The sequence below is a fragment of the Sphingopyxis solisilvae genome, from assembly GCF_015475875.1.
Lineage (GTDB): Bacteria > Pseudomonadota > Alphaproteobacteria > Sphingomonadales > Sphingomonadaceae > Sphingopyxis > Sphingopyxis solisilvae.
Genome location: NZ_JADKYM010000017.1, coordinates 1 through 21,286 on the forward strand (window position 1 = coordinate 1; position 21,286 = coordinate 21,286).

General features: G+C 61.3%; 27 protein-coding genes, 1 tRNA gene and 2 pseudogenes. 23 read left to right on the forward strand and 7 right to left on the reverse strand.

The features are described from left to right. Positions 1–245, forward strand: a 245-nt coding sequence (locus tag IR187_RS12105; RefSeq protein ID WP_194954875.1) for a LysM peptidoglycan-binding domain-containing protein, incomplete at its 5' end; no start/stop codon positions are given. A 63-nt stretch (positions 246–308) separates the two neighbouring features. Here IR187_RS12105 and IR187_RS12110 read toward each other — a convergent pair. Both IR187_RS12110 and IR187_RS12115 read right to left on the reverse strand, forming a co-directional pair. After that, on the reverse strand, positions 309–479 hold the full coding sequence (locus IR187_RS12110) for a Flp family type IVb pilin (RefSeq protein ID WP_194954876.1): 171 nt from the start codon (positions 477–479) through the stop codon (positions 309–311). A gap of 146 nt (positions 480–625) precedes the next feature. Continuing rightward, positions 626–796, reverse strand: coding sequence for a Flp family type IVb pilin (locus tag IR187_RS12115; protein ID WP_194954877.1), 171 nt, complete (start codon positions 794–796; stop codon positions 626–628). A gap of 65 nt (positions 797–861) precedes the next feature. Here IR187_RS12115 and IR187_RS12120 point away from each other — a divergent pair, with 65 nt between their 5' ends. Next, positions 862–1,290 carry a (deoxy)nucleoside triphosphate pyrophosphohydrolase gene (locus tag IR187_RS12120; RefSeq protein WP_194954878.1) on the forward strand — a complete coding sequence of 143 codons (429 nt, stop codon included), beginning with the start codon at positions 862–864 and terminating at the stop codon, positions 1,288–1,290. Here the strand turns inward: IR187_RS12120 and IR187_RS12125 are convergent. Further along, positions 1,287–2,138, reverse strand: coding sequence for a methyltransferase domain-containing protein (locus IR187_RS12125; protein WP_194954879.1), 852 nt, complete (start codon positions 2,136–2,138; stop codon positions 1,287–1,289). The two genes, IR187_RS12120 and IR187_RS12125, sit on opposite strands and share 4 nt — an antisense overlap. A 42-nt stretch (positions 2,139–2,180) precedes the next feature. Between IR187_RS12125 and IR187_RS12130 the strand changes: the two genes are divergently transcribed. The 12 genes from IR187_RS12130 (at position 2,181) to IR187_RS12185 (ending at position 12,481) form a co-directional block, all read left to right on the forward strand. After that, positions 2,181–3,062 carry a ComF family protein gene (locus tag IR187_RS12130; protein ID WP_194954880.1) on the forward strand — a complete coding sequence of 294 codons (882 nt, stop codon included), beginning with the start codon at positions 2,181–2,183 and terminating at the stop codon, positions 3,060–3,062. After that, entirely contained in the window at positions 3,049–3,309 is a 261-nt protein-coding gene (gene grxC, locus IR187_RS12135) for a glutaredoxin 3 (RefSeq protein ID WP_194954881.1), read from the forward strand. Before IR187_RS12130 ends, grxC begins: the two co-directional genes overlap by 14 nt. Before the next feature lie 15 nt (positions 3,310–3,324). Next, positions 3,325–3,798, forward strand: a complete 474-nt coding sequence (locus IR187_RS12140; RefSeq protein WP_194954882.1) for a DUF1178 family protein — start codon at positions 3,325–3,327, stop codon at positions 3,796–3,798. Positions 3,799–3,847: 49 nt separating this feature from the next. Beyond that, positions 3,848–3,924: transfer RNA gene (locus IR187_RS12145), tRNA-Arg, on the forward strand. 287 nt (positions 3,925–4,211) lie between these two features. Beyond that, positions 4,212–4,946: a hypothetical protein gene (locus tag IR187_RS12150; RefSeq protein ID WP_194954883.1), complete on the forward strand. Its 735-nt coding sequence runs from the start codon at positions 4,212–4,214 to the stop codon at positions 4,944–4,946. Between the two features lie 136 nt (positions 4,947–5,082). Beyond that, a complete protein-coding gene (locus IR187_RS12155; protein ID WP_194954884.1) occupies positions 5,083–5,694 on the forward strand; it encodes an antitoxin Xre/MbcA/ParS-like domain-containing protein in 612 nt (203 codons plus the stop codon). Further along, entirely contained in the window at positions 5,691–6,290 is a 600-nt protein-coding gene (locus IR187_RS12160; protein ID WP_194954885.1) for an RES family NAD+ phosphorylase, read from the forward strand. Before IR187_RS12155 ends, IR187_RS12160 begins: the two co-directional genes overlap by 4 nt. A gap of 34 nt (positions 6,291–6,324) precedes the next feature. Next, positions 6,325–7,626 carry a DNA methyltransferase gene (locus tag IR187_RS12165; protein ID WP_194954886.1) on the forward strand — a complete coding sequence of 434 codons (1,302 nt, stop codon included), beginning with the start codon at positions 6,325–6,327 and terminating at the stop codon, positions 7,624–7,626. Positions 7,627–7,748: 122 nt separating this feature from the next. Continuing rightward, complete coding sequence (locus tag IR187_RS12170; protein ID WP_194954887.1) at positions 7,749–8,588, forward strand: hypothetical protein; 840 nt, start codon at positions 7,749–7,751, stop codon at positions 8,586–8,588. After that, positions 8,585–9,691: a hypothetical protein gene (locus IR187_RS12175; RefSeq protein ID WP_194954888.1), complete on the forward strand. Its 1,107-nt coding sequence runs from the start codon at positions 8,585–8,587 to the stop codon at positions 9,689–9,691. The genes IR187_RS12170 and IR187_RS12175 overlap by 4 nt, the downstream gene beginning before the upstream one ends. Further along, positions 9,594–11,126 carry a hypothetical protein gene (locus IR187_RS12180; protein ID WP_194954889.1) on the forward strand — a complete coding sequence of 511 codons (1,533 nt, stop codon included), beginning with the start codon at positions 9,594–9,596 and terminating at the stop codon, positions 11,124–11,126. Before IR187_RS12175 ends, IR187_RS12180 begins: the two co-directional genes overlap by 98 nt. Continuing rightward, entirely contained in the window at positions 11,123–12,481 is a 1,359-nt protein-coding gene (locus IR187_RS12185) for an AAA domain-containing protein (protein ID WP_194954890.1), read from the forward strand. The genes IR187_RS12180 and IR187_RS12185 overlap by 4 nt, the downstream gene beginning before the upstream one ends. A gap of 39 nt (positions 12,482–12,520) precedes the next feature. On the opposite strand, the gene IR187_RS12190 is transcribed toward IR187_RS12185, so the two are convergent. Both IR187_RS12190 and IR187_RS12195 read right to left on the reverse strand, forming a co-directional pair. Beyond that, positions 12,521–13,594 (reverse strand): hypothetical protein, encoded by a 1,074-nt coding sequence (locus IR187_RS12190; RefSeq protein WP_194954891.1) that lies wholly within the window; start codon positions 13,592–13,594, stop codon positions 12,521–12,523. Further along, on the reverse strand, positions 13,591–14,394 hold the full coding sequence (locus tag IR187_RS12195) for a DUF7830 domain-containing protein (RefSeq protein WP_194954892.1): 804 nt from the start codon (positions 14,392–14,394) through the stop codon (positions 13,591–13,593). The genes IR187_RS12190 and IR187_RS12195 overlap by 4 nt, the downstream gene beginning before the upstream one ends. 308 nt (positions 14,395–14,702) lie before the next feature. Here IR187_RS12195 and IR187_RS12200 point away from each other — a divergent pair, with 308 nt between their 5' ends. Continuing rightward, positions 14,703–14,867, forward strand: coding sequence for a hypothetical protein (locus IR187_RS12200; RefSeq protein WP_192878823.1), 165 nt, complete (start codon positions 14,703–14,705; stop codon positions 14,865–14,867). 59 nt (positions 14,868–14,926) lie between these two features. Here the strand turns inward: IR187_RS12200 and IR187_RS12205 are convergent, their stop codons facing one another. Continuing rightward, positions 14,927–15,109, reverse strand: coding sequence for a hypothetical protein (locus IR187_RS12205; protein ID WP_194954893.1), 183 nt, complete (start codon positions 15,107–15,109; stop codon positions 14,927–14,929). A 29-nt stretch (positions 15,110–15,138) separates the two neighbouring features. Here IR187_RS12205 and IR187_RS12210 point away from each other — a divergent pair, with 29 nt between their 5' ends. Beyond that, a complete protein-coding gene (locus IR187_RS12210; RefSeq protein WP_324187693.1) occupies positions 15,139–15,798 on the forward strand; it encodes a trypsin-like peptidase domain-containing protein in 660 nt (219 codons plus the stop codon). 4 nt (positions 15,799–15,802) lie between these two features. After that, entirely contained in the window at positions 15,803–16,246 is a 444-nt protein-coding gene (locus IR187_RS12215) for a hypothetical protein (protein ID WP_105999318.1), read from the forward strand. A gap of 36 nt (positions 16,247–16,282) precedes the next feature. Here IR187_RS12215 and IR187_RS12220 read toward each other — a convergent pair whose 3' ends face one another. Then, positions 16,283–17,008 carry a Shedu anti-phage system protein SduA domain-containing protein gene (locus IR187_RS12220; RefSeq protein ID WP_105999319.1) on the reverse strand — a complete coding sequence of 242 codons (726 nt, stop codon included), beginning with the start codon at positions 17,006–17,008 and terminating at the stop codon, positions 16,283–16,285. A 60-nt stretch (positions 17,009–17,068) separates the two neighbouring features. Here IR187_RS12220 and IR187_RS17175 point away from each other — a divergent pair. From IR187_RS17175 to IR187_RS16865, 6 genes and pseudogenes are all read left to right on the forward strand, one after another. Beyond that, positions 17,069–17,272: pseudogene (locus IR187_RS17175) on the forward strand (E2 domain-containing protein); the annotation flags it as partial. 24 nt (positions 17,273–17,296) lie between these two features. Further along, a complete protein-coding gene (locus IR187_RS12225) occupies positions 17,297–17,620 on the forward strand; it encodes a hypothetical protein (RefSeq protein WP_194954894.1) in 324 nt (107 codons plus the stop codon). A 3-nt stretch (positions 17,621–17,623) separates the two neighbouring features. Further along, entirely contained in the window at positions 17,624–18,532 is a 909-nt protein-coding gene (locus tag IR187_RS12230) for a TIR domain-containing protein (protein ID WP_228765900.1), read from the forward strand. Between the two features lie 27 nt (positions 18,533–18,559). Beyond that, entirely contained in the window at positions 18,560–19,273 is a 714-nt protein-coding gene (locus IR187_RS12235; protein ID WP_194954895.1) for an adenylate/guanylate cyclase domain-containing protein, read from the forward strand. A 153-nt stretch (positions 19,274–19,426) separates the two neighbouring features. Next, positions 19,427–20,038, forward strand: coding sequence for a glutathione S-transferase (locus IR187_RS12240; RefSeq protein WP_194954947.1), 612 nt, complete (start codon positions 19,427–19,429; stop codon positions 20,036–20,038). A 384-nt stretch (positions 20,039–20,422) separates the two neighbouring features. Continuing rightward, positions 20,423–21,187, forward strand: a pseudogene (locus IR187_RS16865) (MHYT domain-containing protein); the annotation flags it as partial. Positions 21,188–21,286: the final 99 nt, after the last annotated feature.

Genomic DNA, 21,286 nt, shown 5'->3' on the forward strand with positions numbered 1-21,286 from the left:
CCTGTCGTTCGCCATCGCCGTGCCGCCCGCATCGGCGACGCAGGAACCGGCAAACCCGCCCGATCCGGCCGCGGCGGATCGACGTCGTGACGGTGGGTCGCGGCGATACCGTCGCTACTCTGGCGCGCCGGATGGCCTATAGCGACTATCAGGCGGAGCGTTTTCAGGTACTGAACCGGCTGACCGCGTCGAGCCGGTTGACGCCGGGGCAAAAGGTCAAAATTGTAGTATATGCCAACCGGTAAGGCTCCGGCATAAAAAAGGGGCGGTGTTACCACCGCCCCTTCTCGGTTCGAGTTGCCCGTAGATTACGGCGTGGTGGTCAGGTTTTGATCCACCTTGTTGAAGGTGCTGCTGACGCTGTTGCCAACGGCACCCATCGCGGTGATGCCGGCGACGGCGATCAGAGCGGCGATCAGGCCGTATTCGATGGCGGTCGCGGCCTTGGTGTCGCGGGCGAACTTTTTGATGAACTTCATGACTGGTCTCCTGATTTCACTTACCCTGTTGACGGTCTGGTCTGGGTCAACAATGGCTGGTTTAGGACGAATAGGTTTTGAAAATCTTAATGGCTGGCCGTGAAAGCGCCGGGCAATTGTCCGGAAAAGGGACGGCCAATCCGGTGTTACATATTGTCTTGCGCGGCGGTGGAGACATTGTTCCACATGCCGCTGGTGCTGTTGGCGACATTGCCGACGGCGCTGACGGCCGCCAGAAAGATCAGGGCGATGATCAGCCCGTATTCGACGGCTGTGGCGGCCCTGGTCGACCGCATCAGCCTGTAAAGATTGTGCATTGTTCCACCCCTGACTAAAATATAGTTCCCGAGGGTGCCGATGATCGCATAGGAAGGTTAACAATTTGTCCGTGCCGGACCCCGGAAATCCGCCGAAAACCGGCCTTGTTGTCGTCGCGGCGGCGCTCGTCGACCGCGACGGGCGCTTGCTGGTGCAGCAGCGCCCCGAAGGCCTGTCGATGGCGGGGTTGTGGGAGTTTCCGGGCGGCAAGGTCGAACCCGGCGAAACACCCGAGCGCGCCTTGATCCGCGAACTCGCCGAAGAATTGGGTGTTGACGTCGAGCAGGCGTGCCTCGCTCCGGCTTGTTTTGCGAGCGACATGCTCGGCGACCGCCACCTGCTGTTGCTGCTGTACGTCTGCCGCAAATGGCATGGTACGCCGGTGGCGCATCACGCCAGCGCGCTGCGCTGGGTACGTCCGATCGAGCTCTACGGGCTGGCCATGCCGCCAGCCGACAAGCCGCTGATCGGTCTGCTCGAGGCGCTGGTCTAACCCCCGGGTTTTAACGCAGCGGCAAGCGACGCCTTGCCGCTGCCGCGCCGCGCCGGTTGCGGCTGGTCGGGGTGCGGCGCCCAACCGCTAAAATGCACGAGGCGAAAACTCTCGGTCACCCGACCGTCGGGGTCGGCCTGCGCCGCAAAGGCCGCGGCGATGCGGCTTGTCTCGACCCGGGTCAGCGGCGGGGGGATCGACGCCAGGCGGTTCGCCAGTCCCGCGGCGCGGAGATCGCGGACAAGCGCCAACCATTGCGCATAGCGGACCGACAGCGCTTCGACATCGACAACCGGCAACGCAAAGCCGACCCGCTGGAGCAGGTTGCCGGTCGCCGACAGATCGATCTGCGGGTGCATCCGCGCGATCGGGCGCACGCCGTCGGCCATGATCGCACGGCGCAGCCGCGGCAGGCTGCCATCGCCGACAAAAGCACCGAGCAGCAGGCCGTCGGGAGCGAGCAAAGCGCGCAGGCGGACAAGGGCGCCGGGAACATCATTGACGCTGTCGAGCCCGCCCGGCCAGACGATCAAATCGAAGCTGGCGAGGGGCAGGTCAATCGTGTCGGCCTCGGTCATGATCGCGCCGGTTCTTGCCGCCAGGCGTGGCCCGGCCTCCACGACGGTCAAATTGTCGCCGATCCCGCCGAGATGCTCGACCAGCGTCTGGTCGTGTGCGCCGATCAACAGGATGCGGGCGAAGTCGCGGGTCACCATCGCCAACCGGTCAATGATCGCTTCGGACATAATCGGCGCCAGAAAATTGGCCGAGGGCGGAAGCGTCGCCATCCGGTCGCGCTGGGCGCGGTGGCGTGCGGGCGAAAATAGCTGCGGCGGGGGTTGCGACATGCGCCGCTTGTGCCCTCCCGGACGATACGGCACAAGCAGACGATGGAGGCGGCAAGCGGGGACAGCAAAGACGGTGCGGCCACGACGCCGGCGTGGGCTGGCGGACTGCGCGTCGCGGTGCGGGCAATCGTCGACTATGCGCTGCCGCCGCGTTGCCCGGGTTGCGGCGCCATTGTCGGCGAGGACCGGCAATTCTGCCTGCCGTGCTGGACCTCGCTCGATTTTCTCGACGGCCCGGGCTGCATGTATTGCTCGACACCGTTGCCCAATGCGCTGTCCGCGGCGCCGGTCGCATGCGGCGCCTGCCTGGCAAAGCCGCCGCCGTTCGAGGGCGCGCCTGCTGCCGTCGCCTATGGGCCGGTCGCGCGCACCGTGGCGTTGCGGCTGAAATACGGGCGGCGGACCGGTCATGCCCGGTTGATGGCGCAATTGATGACGCGCCCGCTGATGAGGCTGGGCAACGCGCAACAGATGCTGCTGATCCCGATACCCCTGCATCGCTGGCGGCTGTGGTCGCGCGGTTTCAACCAGGCGGCGCTGGTGGCCGATGCGCTGACGCGGGCCACTGCCGTTCCGCACGACCACCATCTATTGCTGCGCGTGAAATCGACCGCCTCGCTGCGCGGCAAGAAACGCCGCGAACGCGAAAAGGAGGTGTCGGGTGCGTTTGCACTGGCCGCCGGTGCCAAAGCGCGTCTCGCCGGACGCCATGTCGTGCTGATCGACGATGTCCACGCCAGCGGCGCCACCCTGCGCGCTGCGGCAAAGCTGTTGCGGCGCAGCGGAGCAAGCCGGGTTTCGGCGCTCACCTGGGCGCGGGTGGTTCCCGATGCGCTGATGACAAGCAACATATTTGACTTTGCATCGTTGGATTCTGATATGTCGAACCAGATGATGACAGGATCGCCGCATGGCCAAGGTTGAAATCTTCACGAAGTTCCTTTGCCCCTATTGTTCGCGGGCGAAGGCGCTGCTGGAGCGCAAGGGCGTCACATTTCAGGAAATCGACGTAACGATGGACCGCGCCGGGTTCGACGCGATGGTCGAGCGCGCGGGTGGCGGGCGCACGGTGCCGCAAATCTTCATCGACGGCAAACATATCGGGGGCAGCGACGACATGGCGGCGCTCGACGCGCGCGGCGGCCTCGATCCGCTGCTTGGTCTTGCCTGACACCGCGCGGGTTCAATGATCGTTTTTGACCTTTGCTGCACGCTTGGCGATCACCGGTTCGAGGCATGGTTTGCGAGCAGCGAGGGCTTTGCCGACCAACAGGCGCGCGGGCTGATCGGTTGTCCGGTCTGCGGCGACACCGACATCAAAAAGGCGGTCATGGCACCGCGCGTCGGGGCTAAATCAAACCAGATCGCCACCACGGAACCCGGCAAACCCGTCGATTCAGTCGCGCCGACGCAGGTGTCGCCCGACCTGATCCGCCGGGTGGTTGCAGAAATTGCCGCGAAACAGGCCGCGATGCTGCCGCAATCGCGCTGGGTCGGGCGCGATTTCGCCGACGCGGCGCGCGCGATGCACGAAGGCCGCGCGCCGGATGACCTGATCCACGGTCAGGCATCACCCGACGAGGCACAGGCGCTGCGCGATGACGGGATTGCCGCCATGCCGCTGCTGGTCCCGATCGTGCCACCTGACGCGGTCAATTAAACGCCCGGATTGACGCTGCGCGCCTGCCGCCGCTACACGAACCGCGGCCGCACCCGTAGCTCAGCAGGATAGAGCATCAGATTCCTAATCTGGGGGCCGTGGGTTCGAATCCCGCCGGGTGCACCATCTTTTCAATGGCTTAGCGCCTAAATCCCTCGAGATCGCCATTCCGCACCGTTCCGTGATTTTCCGCAGATTTCCGTGCATTCCGTCTGGCGCCGGGAGGTCCGTGCAACAAAAATGGAACAAAATCATCCCCACAACTTTGGCGACAAATGCTTCGTCGACCTCGCTTTTTCGGTAATTGTATCGGACAGTGATCCGACTGGCGCCCAGAGTACCCATTTCCTTCAATAGGCAGCAATGCCGGTGTTGCTCTTGACGCTTTGGGCCTGCCTGACGATATGCTCGAAATGACCCAAGATACTACCAAGCCCATTTTCGAAGCTTCTCGCGTGTGGAATCGCGCGGCGCATCGTCAGCCAATGCCATTGGACATCCCTGGCGGACCGCACAAGGGCGAGGTCGCCAACATGCTGCATTTACATAAGGATCGACTTTCCGCGAGCCGCGAAGCCGATATCGATGCGCGATTGTCGCGGCTTGAGGCCGCCGTCGCCGCCAGCGCATTGGAAGAGGGCGTGTCGTCCGATCTGCCTGTCGCTGAGACGAGTTCCGAGCAACCGGCAGACGCCGGCATCGCAAAATTGTCGGCACGGCGTTCGGCGGTCCAAGCCTTTGCTCTCTGCCAAGTTGCCATCACCCAGTATGAGAAGGACGTCGGTGTCTACTTCGAGCGCCATGTCGAATTCGATGCCGGTGAAAAGCGTCTATTGCTAGACGGACTGAAGCAATATGACGACGACACCGTCGATGTCATCGTGGACTTTGTTTACGTTCGGAAGGCGTATCTGGACGCCCCGGCCTACGGCAAAATGCTGCGGGAGAAGGTCGAGCTTTACCAGGTTATGACGGGGAGGCAGGCCACCGGCGTTCTGCTCATCGCGGCGGGCAAAGTGAATATGATGGAGGAATGGGCGCTTCCTTACATCAAAGCGAGTGCGATCGACAACGACGTTGGCCTTCAAATCTATTCTTGCGATCAGCTCGGTTTCCACCCTGGGGCTGTGAGTGCGGGTGTGCTTTGAGTGTTTTAGGGTAAATTGAACTTCGTCGGATTCGGCATGGGAGCTCGATGATACGATCCATTCGCTGCTCCACATGTCGGCCAATTTAGACTTGCATATTCTGCATAATATGCCTATTCTGCCTATGGAGGTCGATATGAAGCAAGCGCACTCGGCAAAATTGGCATTGACGCGAGCGATCGAGAACAAGGTCGAGCGAATGGATATGGCGGGACTGCTCCGGCTGGCCCAGACCCTTAATGTGGCTATCCCCACCGCGGCCAAGGCCGCGCGCGGTTCGGATCGCCGGGCGCAAGCGCGACCGGCTCAGGCCGATGCCAACACATTGCGCGGCAGTGGGATTGGAGCCGTCATTTCTGCGGCCGAAGGCGGAAAGCGCCTCGATGCGATTACCGTCGATGACGAGGCTGCGGATTGGATCGACAGCGAGGTTGCCGGTGCGCTCGACCTGGTCAAGAGACTCAAGATTTCTCGCGGAACGTTGGACAATTGGCGAAATGCCAAGAAGGTCATCGCTCTGCCCAAAGGGATTCGGAACTTCGTATATCCGCTTCGCCAGTTCGAGGAGCGGCGACCCGTTCCCGGAATAGACGTTGTCGCCCGATGCTTCTCAACACCAGAGGAAGCTTGGGAATGGCTCGTTCTTCCCAATCGCATGACTGGAGGAAAAGCTCCGATTGAGAGCTTGCGCGCAGGCGACATCGGCACTGTGGCTGGAGCGGCGGAAGGCGCGCTTGATTACGCGTGACCGTCAACCTCACTCAGTTGCGCCGCCGGATCACGCGCGCCCGGGTCGTGGGCTGGCCGCGCATACTGCCGAGCCGGCATCGCGCGACGCCAGCGGATGCTGGTTTCGGATCGAGCCGGTTTTCTAGCCCTTCCAGTTCGTTCCGCGTCCTTTATGCGGCGCAGGATTTCCCGACCGCCTTCGCCGAAGCCGTCGTTCGGGATCGATTCCAGGGTCGCAAGGTGCGATATCTTTACCGTCCGCATCTGGAGCAATTGTGCGTGACCGAGATTGCGTCTGCCAGTGAACTTGCGCTTCTAGACCTGCGAGGGGGCGCAACCTACGAGGCCGGTATCGACACCGACAGCAGTCGTGCCCGCCTGCATTTAGCAGGGCAGGAGCTGTCGGAGGCTGTCCACGCCGAATTGCTCGACGTTGACGGCATCCTTTTCGACTCCCGGTTGACCGGTAATTCCTGCGTTGCGATCTACGATCGAGCCTTCGCATCGCTTTCGGGTTCGACGCCGCTAGCTCTCATTCAGGCGAGCGAGCTCTCCGACGAGATCTCCCGGCTCGGCATCGTCGTCCGCCGGCGTCGCGGATATCGAACCGCATGACGGCGCGCCGATATTCACAGAGGAATGCAATTCGATGAGGGCTCGCCTTCATATTGTCTCTCCCAAACGCAACAAGCGGCTGCAGACGGGTTGGGAAGGGTTCTTTCCATATTACGCTGGCTTCCCTGAGCTGTTCGTTCGCGAAATCCTGGACAGCGCCAAACTGGAACGCGATGCCGTCATTCTTGACCCTTGGAACGGAAGCGGCACCACCACCTACACAGCGAGCATGCTCGGCTATAAGGCCTGCGGTATTGACCTTAATCCGGTGATGATCATCGTTGCCCGCGCGCGCTTGCTGCCGCACAGCGAGGCGGATCACTTACGGCCGCTCGCGGCTACCATCCTGTCGCACGCCCATTCGTCCCCGCCCACCATCGCGTCCGACGATCCGCTCCTGAACTGGTTCGAACCCGAAGCAGCCTCGTTTGTGCGGGGTATCGAGCAGAATATCAGGCGTAGCCTCATCGGCAGCATGACCAAGTCGCCGGACGGGGTCAATCTCGACAAGATTTCGGGAACGGCAGCGACACTCTATGTCGCTCTATTCGGTGCTTGCCGAAAGCTCGTTGCGCCCTTCCGCTCGTCCAACCCGACATGGCTGCGCGTCCCGAAAGCCGATGATGACCGCGTTCGGGCCTCCCAGTTCGAGATCGCACGTCAGTTTGGAAACAATGTCCGGGGAATGTCGGAGGCGCTGGCCGCAAAACGCGACGCGGATCTGATCGAGGACGCGCCGCGGCCAGGCGAATGTAAGATCTCGCTCCTAGACACCACGACGATGGCGTTGCGGCAGGAAAGCGTCGATATGGTGCTGACGTCGCCGCCCTATTGCACACGCATCGACTATACGGCGGCGACCCGCATCGAACTCGCGCTTTTGGGCCCGCTACTGCAAACAGGGGCGCGAGCTCTCGGACGCCAAATGATCGGCTCGACCCAGGTCCCGACCGACGAGATCGCCGTCGACCCCAAATGGGGACGCAGCTGCCGCCGCTTCCTCGCCACACTCAAAGCTCATCCCTCAAAGGCGTCAGGCGGCTACTATTACCGAACACATCTCGACTATTTCGAGAAGATGTCGCGCTCGATCGAACGTCTCGTGACGGCGCTAAAGCCTGATGGGCAAGCGATCTTCGTGGTTCAGGACTCCTATTATAAGGACATCCACAACGACCTTCCCCGGATCATTGGCGAAATGGGGATCAAGCATGGCTTGAAGCTCAAGCGTCGTGAGGATTTCCACCTTCGCTCGATGTCCGACATCAATCGTGGACGACTCACCTACGCCCGTCCGTCAGGCGCGACCGAGTCGGTCCTCTGTTTTGTCAAATAGGCTCAAGCCGATACAGCAAAGCATACCCGAAAATTTTCCCTTTGTTGCCAACGCCTAGCGATCTTCGAGCAAGGACAAGCGTGGTATTGCATGGAAAAGCATGGAAGTGTATATAGTGATCCATGTCGAAGGCCCTCTCCCTGTCGGACCAGCTCCAGCGTAACGCCAAGCGCCAGCAGGATGCCCTAGCTGATTTGACCAAGGCGCTCGCGGCCGGCGACCCCGCACGACGGGAGCGGGCCCAGATCAAGATTGCGGAACTCGCTGCCGAATACAGCCGCCTTTCTGATTCCCTGCGCTACAACGAGCTTGAAGCGCGCGAAATTGCGACACCGCGCGCTCGAAAAGCCGGCAAGCCGCTCCGCGAGCTGGCACTTGATGCGCTCGATGATCTTGCAGTGCCCTCGGCGCCGGCCCTGATCGCTGACCTGACCGCCGCAATAACGGGAAATCGACCGTCGCCGTCGCGCTTCGCAAGCCTGCGCCGCGACGAAGAGAATGCCGCCCGCCGGAATCTCACCGCACGTCCAGCGTGGATTGTGCCTGCGATCAGTGCCGCCCAGCTCACTGCCATTCCGCGGCTGCTCACCAGCTCAGCCTGGAGCCTAGAACGCCGGATCATCGGGTCACGGAGCATGCGGACCGATAATTTGCGTATTGCCATCAATCTGTCGCTTCGGCTGGCGCATCTCCGCGAAGTCGGCGCCGGCGAAGCCAAGAATGTTCAGCACTTGCTGTTTCCATTCGCGCGCTCGATCCCCGGTGCCAGCGAAACTGGTCAGCCGATCGACACGGCGCGCGTCATCGAGGCCGCCGAAGCAGAACTCTCCGTCATCGAGGCGGCCGACCACGCCGAACGCCAGGCCGCGGCGGCGCGGATCTCGACGGCGAGCCCGCTGTTCAAGCTCTGGGGGCGTCCGGTACTTCTTGATACCAAAGCCTCCGAGAAGGCGATCCGATGACGAGCGCCAACGATCGCCTCGCGCGCCTCCGGGGCGGCATCCCGGCAGTGGAGGTCGGGGCCCGCGGGATCGAAAGCGTCGCCCGAAACATCGGCTGCATCCGCCTGCGCGCGATCGTCATCACCGGACTCACGCCGACCGAAGTTGTGAAGGCAGTCTTTCAGGGCGAGCCCGACATCATGTCGCCCTTCGCCATGGCGCTGAGCCAGCGCTACGAACGGCGCCTGCTCGACAATGGCGGAGCGTCGCTCCTTACGGCCTATCGCGAAGGAGGCTATCTCGGCACGACGGAGGCAAAAATCTCCTCTGTCGCCGACATGGCCCCCGGCGACCGACCGATGGCGCGTCAACGCCGCGAAGCCGAAACGCAGCGCCTGCTCGATCTAAAGCACTCGGGCCATCCGTCGGCGCCCAACCTCATTCTCAATCCCCGGCTGCCGTTGACATTAGTGGGCGTCACACACCCGATCGAACTTAATTATATGGTCGCCAGCGATGCGGACTTGTCATACCGTGTCGGCGTCATAAAATCCTATGCGGATCGCGGCGGGAAAACTGACAGGGCCGACATTCGCGCCGCCTATCGGGAAGCTTCGGTTGGAACGCTGGCACTCCGCCAGCATATCGAATCGCGCGGCGACGATCCGCAGCGCGCGGTCGATCGGGTCGATATGGTCCTGCGCGCCCCCGGATCGATGAATCCGCGTCTTTTCGCGGCCAAGCGCGCCGAGTCAGAACTGGCATCGCTCACCCGCGTGCTTTCAACGGCCCCTGCCGACCTCGACGAGGTTGAACAGCTCATTGCGCCGGGCGGGAGTTTTGCGGACCCGGTTGTGGTGGATCAGCTTCCAAATAATTATCGCTCTAGCTGCAAGGAGCATTGTGCGCTTTGGCCGCGCTGCCGTGCGCAAGCTCTTGCCGCTGGGCAGCCGATCATTCTCGGCGATCAGGCGGCCGAGCAGCTCGCTGCTGCGGGATCGATCACACGGGCGCTGGCGCTGCTAGATGGATCTGGACGTCCGCCGGACAACCGCGCCGAAGCGTCGCTCGCTGAAGAAATGCGCGCGGCTGACCAGCTTCTTGATCGGATTGCAAATGGGTGATCTTGTCAATGTCGTCGCCCGCCTGCGAGCGCTTCAACATGGTGAGGCCGTGCCCGTTGTGTCGCAACGTCAGCTGGTCATCCAACCGCATGCGCGCGTTTTGACGCTGCTAGCGATGGCAGGAGAAGACACGTCGGTGCATGCCGTTGCGCTGGGGCGCTTTGGCGACGCCCCCCTCATCAACATATGTCCAGACCCGCGCCGTCGCGACGACCAGAATGATCTGCTGCGATGGCTGCTTCCATACATCGAGGCCTATTATGCCGAGTGCCGCGCGAGTGGCACTTTTCCTCAGATCTGGGTGTCTTCAGCGGGTGCGCTAGGCCATCTTGATACCCTCGCCGACCGCCTCCGCTTTACGGACGAGCCGGACATTCAGCGGCTCGGCAATCTGTTGACCTATGCAGGCGAACGTTCACCGATCGCCGGGCAGCAAGCGCTGATCAGCGCGACGGCCGCCCTGCGGGCTCATTATGCGACGGGTCAGCAGGAATCCGAGGACGAACATCTCGGCGCCCTGCTCACGTGGATAGAACCGCCGCCGGGCCGGGACATTTTCGCGTCGGTCGCGATGGCCGAAGAACATCCGATGGGCGTGAAGACAGACCCTCGCTTCGATCGCAATGTCCTGCAGCCGGCCATCGCGAACTTCCACGAGGCACGTGACACGGGGCAACCTGATGCGGTCATCGGCCTTTATCGCACCCGCATCCAGCAATCATTGGAATCGGTCATTCGGCCGATTTATGCAGCGACGCAGCGCGCGATAGCCTTGCTGAACGAAACACGGTGGCGACCGAATGCCGGAATGGTGGAACTCGAAGCCGAAGAGGCGAGGGTGTTTCAGCGCTTCATGATCGATCGGGATGGGGGCTTCAACTTGCCATACCATGATCGGCCCAAGGCAAGCGCGATGAAGATCGTCGCCCGAGAGAAAGCCGTGGCAAATGTCGAGGCCGGCATGCTTCGCAATGATCATGCCGCCCGCGAGAAAGGCGTGGTAAACGGAACCGTCCTCCGTGCCCAGCTCGTCGATATTGTCGAAGAGCGTGTCCGGCCCAGGGTTTTCGAATATCACATCGAACTCTCCAGCCATCAGGACAGCCTGCACCTGCGTAGGGGCGATGTTCTCTGGACGCTCGAAGATCCGGCCCAATCGTTTCGCATCAACGATGTCCAGCGTCGCGGTCCCCTTACCTGGATCAGTGGGACAATTTTGCACGGAAAGAATGCGGCCAAGCGCATGGTGGCGGGCGTCACGCTCGAATTCGGTCCAAAGGCGCCGAACTGGGAAGGCATTGGGAATGAACTTGGGCAGATGAGCGTCCGCCTTGCCAATGAGCCCTGGACTCACGGCGACACGTTGCCCGCGGCCACCCCGGTCATCCGGCCGCGACCGGCAAGCCTCCTCGCTGCGGTGGAGCAACTGACATGACCGATCCGGTTGCAGCTGCCGATGCTGCGCTCGAGCGCGTTCTCGCGAGCCAATGGGACGGCGTCCCCGCTGTCGTGCTCCGATCGCCTCCGGGAGCTGGCAAGACCGGCGTCGCGCAGCGGGTCGCCCTGCAGAGCGCGACGCACCTCGGCCAGCGCTGCATGGTGGTGACGCAAACCAACGAACAGGCGTTCGATCTGACTCGCCGCCTAGCTGCAAATTCGCAAGGCATGCCGGTGCATATGTTTGCGAAGAAGGGCCTGCAGCTGCCGGCCGATGTTTCGGCGCTTCCCAATTTGATTGTTGTCGAAACCATGGCTGCCCTCCCGGCCGGGCCTTCGATTACGATCGGCAATGGGGCCAAATGGTCGTGGATTCAGAGCAGCGAAACGCTGTTCGACGTCCAGATTGTCGACGAAGCCTTCCAGCTTCCCGACTATCGATTTCAGCTCATTTCGAATCTCGCGCACCGGCACGTTCTGATTGGCGATCCCGGCCAGATCGAACCGTTCGTAAATTGCGAAATCGAACGATGGCGGTGCAATCCTTCGGGACCCCAAGTCTCCTGTCCCACCGCGCTCCTGAATCGCCATCCCGGGGTGCTCCAAATTGACCTCCCCGTATCGCGGCGCCTGAACGCCGATACGGTCTCGCTCGTTCAACCAGCTTTTTATCCCGACATGCCGTTTCGTGCGATGAGCCGGGACCGGTCGATCGGGTTCGGCGTAGCGGGCATCATGCCATTTGACGCGGCGCTGGATGCCGTGGCAGGCGGTAGCTCGATCGTGATGGTGGAGCTTCCCGGTCAGACGACGAGCGAGGCCGATGGCGAACTTGCGCAAGAACTTGTGTATTCCATCGAAAGACTGCTGTCTCGGGCTGGGTGGATGAGCGACGACGGCGCGTTAAGCGAAGTTACCGCCGACAAGATCGGCGTCGTATGTGCCCATGTCAACCAGGTGAACGCGATACGCGAGCGCCTGGGTCCAGCGCTTGCCGACGTGTTCGTGGAAACCGCCAATCGCTTTCAGGGTATCGAGCGCCCGTTCATGTTCGTCCATCATCCGCTATCAGGTCGGGCTGATGCTACGGCTTTTCATCTCGATGCTGGACGCCTGTGTGTCATGCTGTCTCGCCACCGGATCGGATGCTGGATTTTTGGCCGGGAAGGCATCGGCGAGCAGCTGATGCGCTTCGCGCCGGTTGGCGATCGCGCGCTCGGGATCGATGATGATCCGGAATATCGCGGTTGGCGCGCGCACCTTACGCTGATGGGCGCGCTTGCGCGCTCGGGCCGCGTTTTCCCTGCCGTCTATGGCCAGCGAAGGCCGGCGCCCACGCAGCGTATGGCTTAGCCGGAGTCACTCTATGAAATTGCCGACAGCGCGCGACATTCAGTCCATTGAGACAGAGGTAGAGGGAGTTGTCCTTCGTTCACGCACCGAAGCGCGGTGGGCGGTCTTCTTCAATACGCTTGGTATATCGTTCCAGTACGAACCCGAACGTATAAACCTAAAGAATGGGGAATGCACGCCGAAGCCAGTGGCTCCGAGACTTCCAGTTTCGGCGCTGAGCCAGCCGAGCTTTGCTCCCTTGTGACGCAGGAGCGAAGCGACGATGGCCGGTCGGAAATAGAGCCAGTCGATACCACCTCCTATTTCAGCGGCGGGCAGCCGTGTGCCTTCCGCATCGACGACGAAGCTTGCAATGTGGTCCTCGGCGTCGCCACGGACTCTCGGGCTATAGTCGCCGCCATCAATCCATTCGGTTCTCCAGAGCGCGCCGATCGTCCTGAACTGTCCGGGTTCGTCGGGATATCGGGCCGGCCCGACGAACAGTTCATGCTTGTCCCGACCCCGCTCGAAATTCTGCTGGTCCTTGGGCCAGCCATATGCTGGCTTGTCTGGCGTGATGGCCAGTCGGTCGCGATAGCTCGATGCGAGCAAGTCCATCTTCCGGGCCGCCAGATAGTCTTTGAGATGCTCGAGCTTGATATCGATGCGCGACGGTGATCCCTTCGTATCACGACGAAGCCGCACCACTTCGGTCCAGCCTTCTTCAGGACGGAACCACTTATCATCTTCGTGCACGAGGCGCAGTGCGACGGTGAGGTCGGGATGAAGTTGCCAGATATGGGCCCCTGTTTCTTCGACGAATTGGTCGATGACCAGATTGATGCCTATGATCCCGCTCTTCCAAGACCGGAACTTGTCGGCCGGATAATAGACTCCGTCCGTATCGTACACCGATCGATGTGCACCGACCTTGAGTTCGTCCCACCCCACCTTGTCGCCGGCATCGCGTCGATCGCGATCAATGGCAGCGGTCGCAACGCCCGCATATTCGGTTAGGCGGAGGGCGTCGTCTTGGGGTTCATATTCGACAGGGCTGTGCTCGCGCAGCGGGATCCAACTCGAACCCGCCAATGAGCGTATGTCGCCAAATTCGAAAAATCCTTGGTCGATCATGGTTGGGTCTCCGACGGGATGGTTGAATGCCTCAGCACGCTTCCGCACAGCTTGGCGAGGACGGTTGCGTCGCTGGGTGATACCTGCACAGGGAGTGCGCTCACCTTCCTGTCCCGAAGCCAAGAGAATCGGTGACGGCCGTTTGTGAATCCGACGGAAATGCCAAGCGCACGGCGCATCATTCGAAACAATCTACCCGGATGGTCGGAGAGCTTCGATCTGAAAGAGAGTGTCGTTCCGGCAGACCCGATCCAGAAAGAAAGCTGGACCTCGAAGGCAATTTTGCCACTGCTGTCCTCGGCCTGGACGTCGGGCCTGCGATAGGCCTTCTCGCGGGTACTGCTCTTCCAATGCTGCTCAGTCGCAATATCGGAGAAGCTCGGATCCGCATCGAGGCACCTGAGCAGCATGGCCTTGAGCTGCTTATGCGGCTCGCTCTCGCGCAGGCCATGATATTTTCGGGCGCGAATCTCTTCCTCTGAAAGAGGCGAGCGCGTCCGTGCGGGACAGGATCCATCCTCATGCCGGTGGCGGAAGAAGAAGATGTGCTCTTCGGGCCGCGAAACGAGATAGACAGGCACCATACAGTCCGCACAGACGAACCGTGGTTCGTCCCGATGCATACGGCCGAGGATGATCCCGCGCTCTTTGACCAGCTCCTGATAGAGGAAGCTTGTTATAAAACCCCTCGACTCCATGAACTCGCCTGTGTCGAGGTCGAGCACCTCCGCAATCGCCGGACGAGGAACCGAACGCGCTGGTGCCAATGGCGCTTCGGTAATCGCTGCACTGCCCCACATGCGTGCAGGATATCACTGCTAGCCAATCGGGGACAAGGCGCGAAGATCGACTGGCGCGCATTTTGGATCATTCAGCTTTGGTATGAGACGACGGCACCGGCGATGCGTTGACTCCAGCTCTGCGGATCTCATCCCGCTCTCGATTGCCGCTAATCCCTTGGTCGAGGCCATGCCTCCTTCAATCAACCCGCAAGGGGTCCCTGCGCTGCGCTTGGGCCTCCGCTGCGCTGCGGTGATTGCGGCCCGTCCCCGTCCGGCGGGGCGACTGTCGAGCGGGAATGGACCCGCTCCCGGACAGGAGCCTCGATATGCCGCTTTCCACCGCCCAATCGCTCGGCTGGAACCTCGCCCGCACGATGATGACCATCATCGTCCTGATCGAAACCGCACAAGGATATTCGGTGATGCCGCTCGATGAATTCGACGGCGATCCCAGCTGCATCGTCTGCGAATATGATCCCTTCGCTCGCTGACATCGGCGAGAAACCCCCAAGGTGGTTCCAGTTGCGGTTCCGCCTTCGGGGCGCCGCTGCTATGATCGGGAGGCAGAATGCGCTGTGGTGGAGGTGGCGAGCGCGACCGCGGCCTTGAACGCCTGGATGGCTGGTGCGGGAAGTTTGGCGCCGTAGATGAAATAGTGGAGATATTTCAGGAAATGGCCATGGCGCACCATCTCTTCGTGGGAGCGCACTTGGCGTTGGAACGGCCTTTCCATGGCTCCTGCCTGACACAAGCCTCGCACTCATTACCAACTGGCATGTCGCCGCGGGGCGAAATCATGAAACCGATGCATGTTTGCATCCGATGGCGGGCGTTCCCGATCATCTGCGGGTTCATGTGCCTCAGAACGAGCGCAGCGACGCACCGTATATCGTTTCGGTTGCCACTATGGACGCTGAGGGTCGGCCCCTGTGGACCGAACATCCGACGTTAGGACGAGGAGTCGATGTTGTGGCGCTGGCATTCGTGCCGCCGCCCAATCTCTGTCTCATGCCGCTGAATGCGATGCCGATGGTCAGTCTCAAGCAACGTGTCGGTATGCCGGTTTTCATACTCGGGTTTCCATTTGGTCGAACGGGAATGGGAATGCCGGTTTGGAAGCAGGCTACGTTCGCGAGCGAACCCTGCCTCGCCCCTCACCTCGACAAACCCTATTTTATCGTTGATTCAGCCTCGCGGCCGGGCATGTCGGGTTCGCCCGTGATCCAGCGCGCGCATGGAAACATTGAGCTTGAGGACGGCCGTATCGGCACTGTTGGGAATGGCGATGGAGCGTTCAACTTCGTCGGAATTTATTCTGGTCGGTTCCATACCGAAGACGTCGACGACGCGCAGTTGGGGCGTGTTTGGCCTCGCGCGCTCCTCGAAGAGATATTGACATCACATCTTACCGCCAAAAGTTGAACCGATGAAGCCGGACGATGCGGCAATCGGCAAGGCAGCGGCCGAATTTCGATCTGCGCTGGACGCTATCGACGATCGGCATTGGCGAGCCGTCTACATTGATCATTTCCCGCGTGGTGCCTGCGGCCATTGTTCCGAGCTGCTGGCGCTTTTCCTGCTTGAGCGCTTCGGAATCACCGCCGACTATGTCTGCCGCGAATTCTATTCTGACTCGGGCGACCGCGAGACCAGCCATGCATGGCTCGAATGGAACGGCCTCATCATCGACATCTCTGGGGATCAATTTGAATGGCCGGCGGTGATCGTGACCCGGGACCGCGGCCGATATGATCTCGGTGTGGGCGAGCAGCGTCACCCGTTTGAGCTGGATCCTTCGTGGTGGTCGCAGCAGTGTTTGAGGATTTGGTCTGCGGCTCAGCCCTTTTTATCGGATAGGCACTCGGACTAGGCCTTAGGCGCAAAATACTTGATGGCCGACTGGTGCTCAGGCGGGTCGTCCGCCCAGAAAATCGGCTGTTTGCGCCCCCTCGTATGTCGGCGTTTCGAGCGCGGACGGCATCACATCGTTCAGCAGTCCACGCCGCAGACGATCATAGGTGGCGATCGATATCTTCGGGCTTAGGTCTTGGAAGCCTACCCTTACCTTTCGCTGCGCTTCATTCTCCAGGCGAGAATCCCCCATCACGATCGTCACACCATCCGGCTGTTTTATGCGTTCGTTTCCGACATTCACGCGGACATTCTCGATGTAGTTCGCGAAGTGGCTCATATATTCGCCGCACTGAGCAAGTGCTTTATGTGCTTCCGTACTAAGCCCGTCGCCGCGCTTGTTCGCGAACTGGACGTCAGGCCGTTTTAGCTCGATGATCTGCCAACTATAGCCGAGCGAGTTGCTCATGGCCGCTATAAAGTCAGGAATGAGACCGCGCTGGCCGTTTACCTGATTGGTCCGAATCCACCGTTTGGCATATGCCCATGTCCCGTGATGACCAGTCGTCCGGAATGCATATTGCAGAAGGTAGGGATGCGTCTCGATTATATTTTGCATCGCCTCTTCCGACCCTGTGGCCAAAGCGGCATCGAATTCTCCAGCCAGCTTGGCGCTAAAATCTCGTCTCGAACCGTACAGCGCGTCCGGAAATTGCTCTGCAAGTTCCCTGTGAAATCGCGCCTGATTTTCCGGTTTGGATAGCTCGAATAGAGTCGGCATCGTTTTCGCTCCTCTTGAACACAAAGTCTACCAGCGCCTCAGGCGGTTGAAAGCCCCCAACTGAGCGCGGCATCTGATGAGCGCGCTCTGGCCTCGGCACGCTCGGCCACGGCCATTCCGGCCTTCTGTCCCGGGCGACATATCAACGGTAACAAGAGCTTCTGCCTCGGGCTGGAGCAGTTTGAATCTAGTGCCGAGGGATTTGCGGACTTTTGGGGAAAGCTTCGGTCTTATCTTCTGTGTCAGCAATATGCCGACCGGCATGGACGTTGGCCAACCGGGCGAGGCTTGTCGCATGGCGATGCGGCCTACGCCCAGATCGAGGCGGAAGAACATGCAAAGGCGGCTGGACTTGAGCGATCGTACCGGCGTGCGATCGAGTTCGGTTCGGGGCGCTTGGCGGGGGACCTGTCGAAACTGGCGGCAAGGCTCGATGCGGATGTCTGCACTCGCCGACCTCGGCGCGACGCATTCCGCAAGATGGTGTCGGCGGAAATCAAGAGGCGCGAGGAAGACCTGCTCTTCCTCGGCTGGAGCAAGCTGACCGGAAATCCTTGCTGCGAAACGATGCGGGACTGTCCATTGCGGACCAACGAAGAAAAGGGAGACTAGATTATGGCTTTGGCAGATCGCTATGCCGATGACGCAACCCGGCTCGAAGCTGTGCGGACGCATAAATTTGCAGGAGGCTGTCCGGACCTGGCCGCCGCCGTTGCGGCCGTGGCAGAAGTTGTTTCGTTTCAACCCGGAGAGCCGCTCATCGAGCAACTCGGCGAAGATCGCGACGTCTACCTCATCCTCACGGGATCGTGCGACATCATCGTGAACGGGCGCAAGATTCGCGTGCGCGGGCCCGGGGATCATGTCGGCGAAATGGCCGCCATACAGCCCGGTCAGGTCCGTTCGGCAAGCGTCATCGCGGCTGAGGAAGTGGTCGCACTCAAATTGACCGAGGCGCAGCTCTTCGAACTCGGCAACCGGTTTCCAGCGATCTATCGAACGATCGCGCAGGAACTGGCGCGGCGCCTGTTGCAGCGGAACGCATTGATCGGGGCATTCCGAGAGAAAATCCGCGTCTTCGTCATATGTTCGGTCGAGGCGCTCGATATTGCACGGATCGTTCAGGACGCGCTGGCTCACGATTTCACGATGATTTTGTGGACCGACGATGTGTTCAAGATTGCTAGCTATACGCTCGCCGATCTCGAGGCGAAGGTCGACGAAGCCGACTTTGCCATCGCAATCGCGCATGGCGACGACATCACCGAGAGCCGCAAGCAGGTCTGGCCGGCGCCACGGGACAACGTGATTTTCGAGCTTGGCCTGTTCATGGGCCGCCTCGGCCGCGAACGCGCGATCCTGATGGAGCCGCGCGATGAGAAGCTGAAATTGCCGAGCGATTATGCCGGTGTGCAGACCGTTCCCTACCTCTGGACGCCGGGCCCGGACGCCGCGGCTAACCTTGCCTCAGCCTGCAACAAGCTGCGGCGCTACATGTTCGAGCATGGACCGCACAATGGCTGACATCGACACCATTCAGAGGACAGCAATGTGGCTGTAAACGAGGCTTTCCTGATTGATCGTGTCACGACGCTGTTCGACACGACTTTCGACGGTCGCGACGGCAGGGTAGTGCCGGAATCGTCCGATGTGGCGCTGCGCGACGGCGCCGTGAAGATTGAGGCGGCATTTCTGTACGCCGATCTGGCCGGTTCCGCCAAGCTGGCGAAAGTCTGTCCCTGGAGCACGACCGCGAAGATCATTCGGGCCTTTCTCGATTGCGCTACCCGATTGATCATCAAGCACGGCGGCGTTGTTCGCAGCTTCGACGGCGATCGCGTCATGGGCATCTTCATCGGGGACGGGAAGAATAGCGCCGCTTCGAACTGCGGCCGCGAGATCCATTGGGCGGTCAGGAACATCATCCAGCCGCAAGCCGAGAAGAAATTTCAGTCCATCCGCAACAACGGCATTCAGATCCGGCACGGTGTTGGCATCGACGTGGGCGAAGTCCATGCCGTCCGCAGCGGGATCAGGGACAACAATGATCTGATCTGGATCGGAAAGGCGGCGAGTTTCTCGGCGAAGCTCTCCGATGTCCGGGATTCGCCGTATCACACCTATATCTCGTCGCGGTGCTTCAAGATGTTGAACAAGGCTGCCGAGTTCGATGACGAGGGCAAGAACATGTGGACCAAGGCGACCTTCTCATTCGCTGGAGAGGCTGAGACGGTCTACAAGACGAACCACTGGAAGAAACCGTAGAATGGCTGATATGCGATAGACAGCGGGCGGCAACTGACCGCTCGTACTCCTATCGAATTATCCGTTGCGCTGCATGCGGCCGTCACCGATGACGGGCTCGAATGTCGGCGTCGCGCTGTACGCGCATGGGATTGCGGCGCTATGGCAGCATCGATGGAACCTAGGCCAATCCTCTTCAGCTTTCGTCGTTGTCCCTACGCGATGAGGGCGCGCATGGCGCTGCTCGTCAGCGGTGTGGCCTATGAGCATCGCGAGATCATATTGCGCGATAAGCCCGCCTTGATGCTTGCGGCCTCGCCGAAGGGCACCGTTCCGGTGCTCCTACTAGCAGATGGGCGCGTGATCGATGAGAGCATTGATATCATGGGGTGGGCGCTGGCGTGTGGCGATCCCGAAGGCTGGATGGATCGTGCCGACCTGCACAGGGTTGCTGCCTTCGACGGCGCGTTCAAACATCATCTCGATCGCTACAAATATAGGACGCGGCATGGCGTCGATCCGTTGGTGCATCGTGCCGCGGCGATGGAGATGCTTGTCGAGCTCGACGCCGACCTGGCGGGGCAGGACTATCTCGGCGGCACGATGCGAGGCTTTACCGACATCGCAATCTTTCCGTTCGTGCGTCAGTTCGCGGGCGTCGATCCGGACTGGTTCGAGGCGAATGCTCCGGATCGGGTGCGGGCGTGGCTTGCCGCGCTGACGGGTTCCGCACTCTTCGACCGGGCGATGGCGAGGCATCAGCGCTGGGTTCCGTTGTCCGCTTAGGGGGGCATCACTCTCAGCGTTGGGGTGTCTTCGGTTCGACGTGTTCCAACTGCGTTCGTGCTCATCGCAATTGGTCCGATGCGGACTCGTCTCCACAAGGGTCTCTAAGCCGGCATTTACCAGCCTCATTCGACACTTGCCGCTCGAACGGGGGTGAGCATGTTTCGGGTTATCGAATGTATCGTCGGGCAGCATGATCTGCGTCTGGTTCTCCTGGCGGCTCTGGTCTTGGTGCTGGGGAGTGCGGCGCTGTTTCTGTTGCTGCAGCGATCGCTCGACTGCGTCGAAACCCGTCGCCGGCAGTGGGTCGCTTTTGCGGCGCTGGCGGCGGGGGTCGGCGTCTGGGCAACGCACTTCATCGCGATGCTCGCTTACGACGGGCGGATGCCGTTGAGCTTCGATCCGGGGCTGACGGCGCTCTCGGTCGCGATCGCGGTGCTCGCCTTTTGGCTGAGCTTTCTGGTTGCCGGACGTGATTTTCTGGTCGGATCGAGTCTGGGGGCCGGGCTTATCGCGGCCCTGGGTGTCACCGCGATGCATTTCACGGGGATGGCGGCGGTCGTCGCGCCAGCGGTGGTCCGCTACGATCCTGGCGCCATTGTCGTGGCCTTCGGGATATTGGCAGGCTGCTTCGCCTTGGCCTTCGCCAGCTTCGGGCGGCTTGGCGGGCAGGTGCGGATTGCCGTACCGGCGTTGTTTGCGGTGCTGGGTGTGGTGGCATTGCACTACACGGCCATGTCGGCGACCGTGCTCGCGCCCGATCCATCGCGTGGCCTTGCTGCTGTTGCCGAGAGCCACCAATGGCTTGTCGCGGCGATTGTAGCAGCGACCCTCGGGCTGATCGGGGCTTTGCTCGGCGGTGCTTTTCTCGACCGGCTGCTGACCGATATGCGCGGTTTTGCCGATGCGACGCTCGAGGGGCTCGCGATCCTGAGCCGCGGGCACATCGTCGAGGCCAATGGGCAACTGGCGGCTTTGTTGGGCGTGCCGTCGGCAGAGCTGGTCGGCAGCGATCCGGGGGTCTGGCTGAAAGCGGCCGACGGGGCGGCGTTGACTGCGGTGCGCGGGCAGCCGGCGGAGGCGCATGTCGTGCGCGCCGACGGCGAGGAACTGATCGTCGAAGTGGCGGCGCATGCCGTCGAATATCGGGGGCGCCGCTGCGATGTGCTTGCGGTGCGTGACCTCACCGCGCGCAAGCGCGCCGAGCTGCAGGTCGAGCATCTCGCGGCGCATGATGCGCTGACGGGG

Excerpts from the sequence above, each read along its gene's own strand:
- IR187_RS12140 (WP_194954882.1), top strand. The coding sequence starts at position 3,325 with ATGATCGTTTTTGACCTTTGCTGCACGCTTGGCGATCACCGGTTCGAG.
- IR187_RS12220 (WP_105999319.1), bottom strand. The coding sequence starts at position 17,008 with ATGCCGACTCTATTCGAGCTATCCAAACCGGAAAATCAGGCGCGATTT.
- IR187_RS12165 (WP_194954886.1), top strand. The coding sequence starts at position 6,325 with ATGAGGGCTCGCCTTCATATTGTCTCTCCCAAACGCAACAAGCGGCTG.
- IR187_RS12200 (WP_192878823.1), top strand. The coding sequence starts at position 14,703 with ATGCCGCTTTCCACCGCCCAATCGCTCGGCTGGAACCTCGCCCGCACG.
- IR187_RS12125 (WP_194954879.1), bottom strand. The coding sequence starts at position 2,138 with ATGTCGCAACCCCCGCCGCAGCTATTTTCGCCCGCACGCCACCGCGCC.
- IR187_RS12240 (WP_194954947.1), top strand. The coding sequence starts at position 19,427 with ATGGAACCTAGGCCAATCCTCTTCAGCTTTCGTCGTTGTCCCTACGCG.
- IR187_RS12155 (WP_194954884.1), top strand. The coding sequence starts at position 5,083 with ATGAAGCAAGCGCACTCGGCAAAATTGGCATTGACGCGAGCGATCGAG.
- IR187_RS12110 (WP_194954876.1), bottom strand. The coding sequence starts at position 479 with ATGAAGTTCATCAAAAAGTTCGCCCGCGACACCAAGGCCGCGACCGCC.
- IR187_RS12195 (WP_194954892.1), bottom strand. The coding sequence starts at position 14,394 with ATGTGGGGCAGTGCAGCGATTACCGAAGCGCCATTGGCACCAGCGCGT.
- IR187_RS12205 (WP_194954893.1), bottom strand. The coding sequence starts at position 15,109 with ATGGAAAGGCCGTTCCAACGCCAAGTGCGCTCCCACGAAGAGATGGTG.
- IR187_RS12230 (WP_228765900.1), top strand. The coding sequence starts at position 17,624 with ATGGCTTTGGCAGATCGCTATGCCGATGACGCAACCCGGCTCGAAGCT.
- IR187_RS12170 (WP_194954887.1), top strand. The coding sequence starts at position 7,749 with ATGTCGAAGGCCCTCTCCCTGTCGGACCAGCTCCAGCGTAACGCCAAG.
- IR187_RS12115 (WP_194954877.1), bottom strand. The coding sequence starts at position 796 with ATGCACAATCTTTACAGGCTGATGCGGTCGACCAGGGCCGCCACAGCC.
- IR187_RS12130 (WP_194954880.1), top strand. The coding sequence starts at position 2,181 with ATGGAGGCGGCAAGCGGGGACAGCAAAGACGGTGCGGCCACGACGCCG.
- IR187_RS12180 (WP_194954889.1), top strand. The coding sequence starts at position 9,594 with ATGGATCTGGACGTCCGCCGGACAACCGCGCCGAAGCGTCGCTCGCTG.
- IR187_RS12175 (WP_194954888.1), top strand. The coding sequence starts at position 8,585 with ATGACGAGCGCCAACGATCGCCTCGCGCGCCTCCGGGGCGGCATCCCG.
- IR187_RS12215 (WP_105999318.1), top strand. The coding sequence starts at position 15,803 with ATGAAGCCGGACGATGCGGCAATCGGCAAGGCAGCGGCCGAATTTCGA.
- grxC (WP_194954881.1), top strand. The coding sequence starts at position 3,049 with ATGGCCAAGGTTGAAATCTTCACGAAGTTCCTTTGCCCCTATTGTTCG.
- IR187_RS12150 (WP_194954883.1), top strand. The coding sequence starts at position 4,212 with ATGACCCAAGATACTACCAAGCCCATTTTCGAAGCTTCTCGCGTGTGG.
- IR187_RS12185 (WP_194954890.1), top strand. The coding sequence starts at position 11,123 with ATGACCGATCCGGTTGCAGCTGCCGATGCTGCGCTCGAGCGCGTTCTC.
- IR187_RS12190 (WP_194954891.1), bottom strand. The coding sequence starts at position 13,594 with ATGATCGACCAAGGATTTTTCGAATTTGGCGACATACGCTCATTGGCG.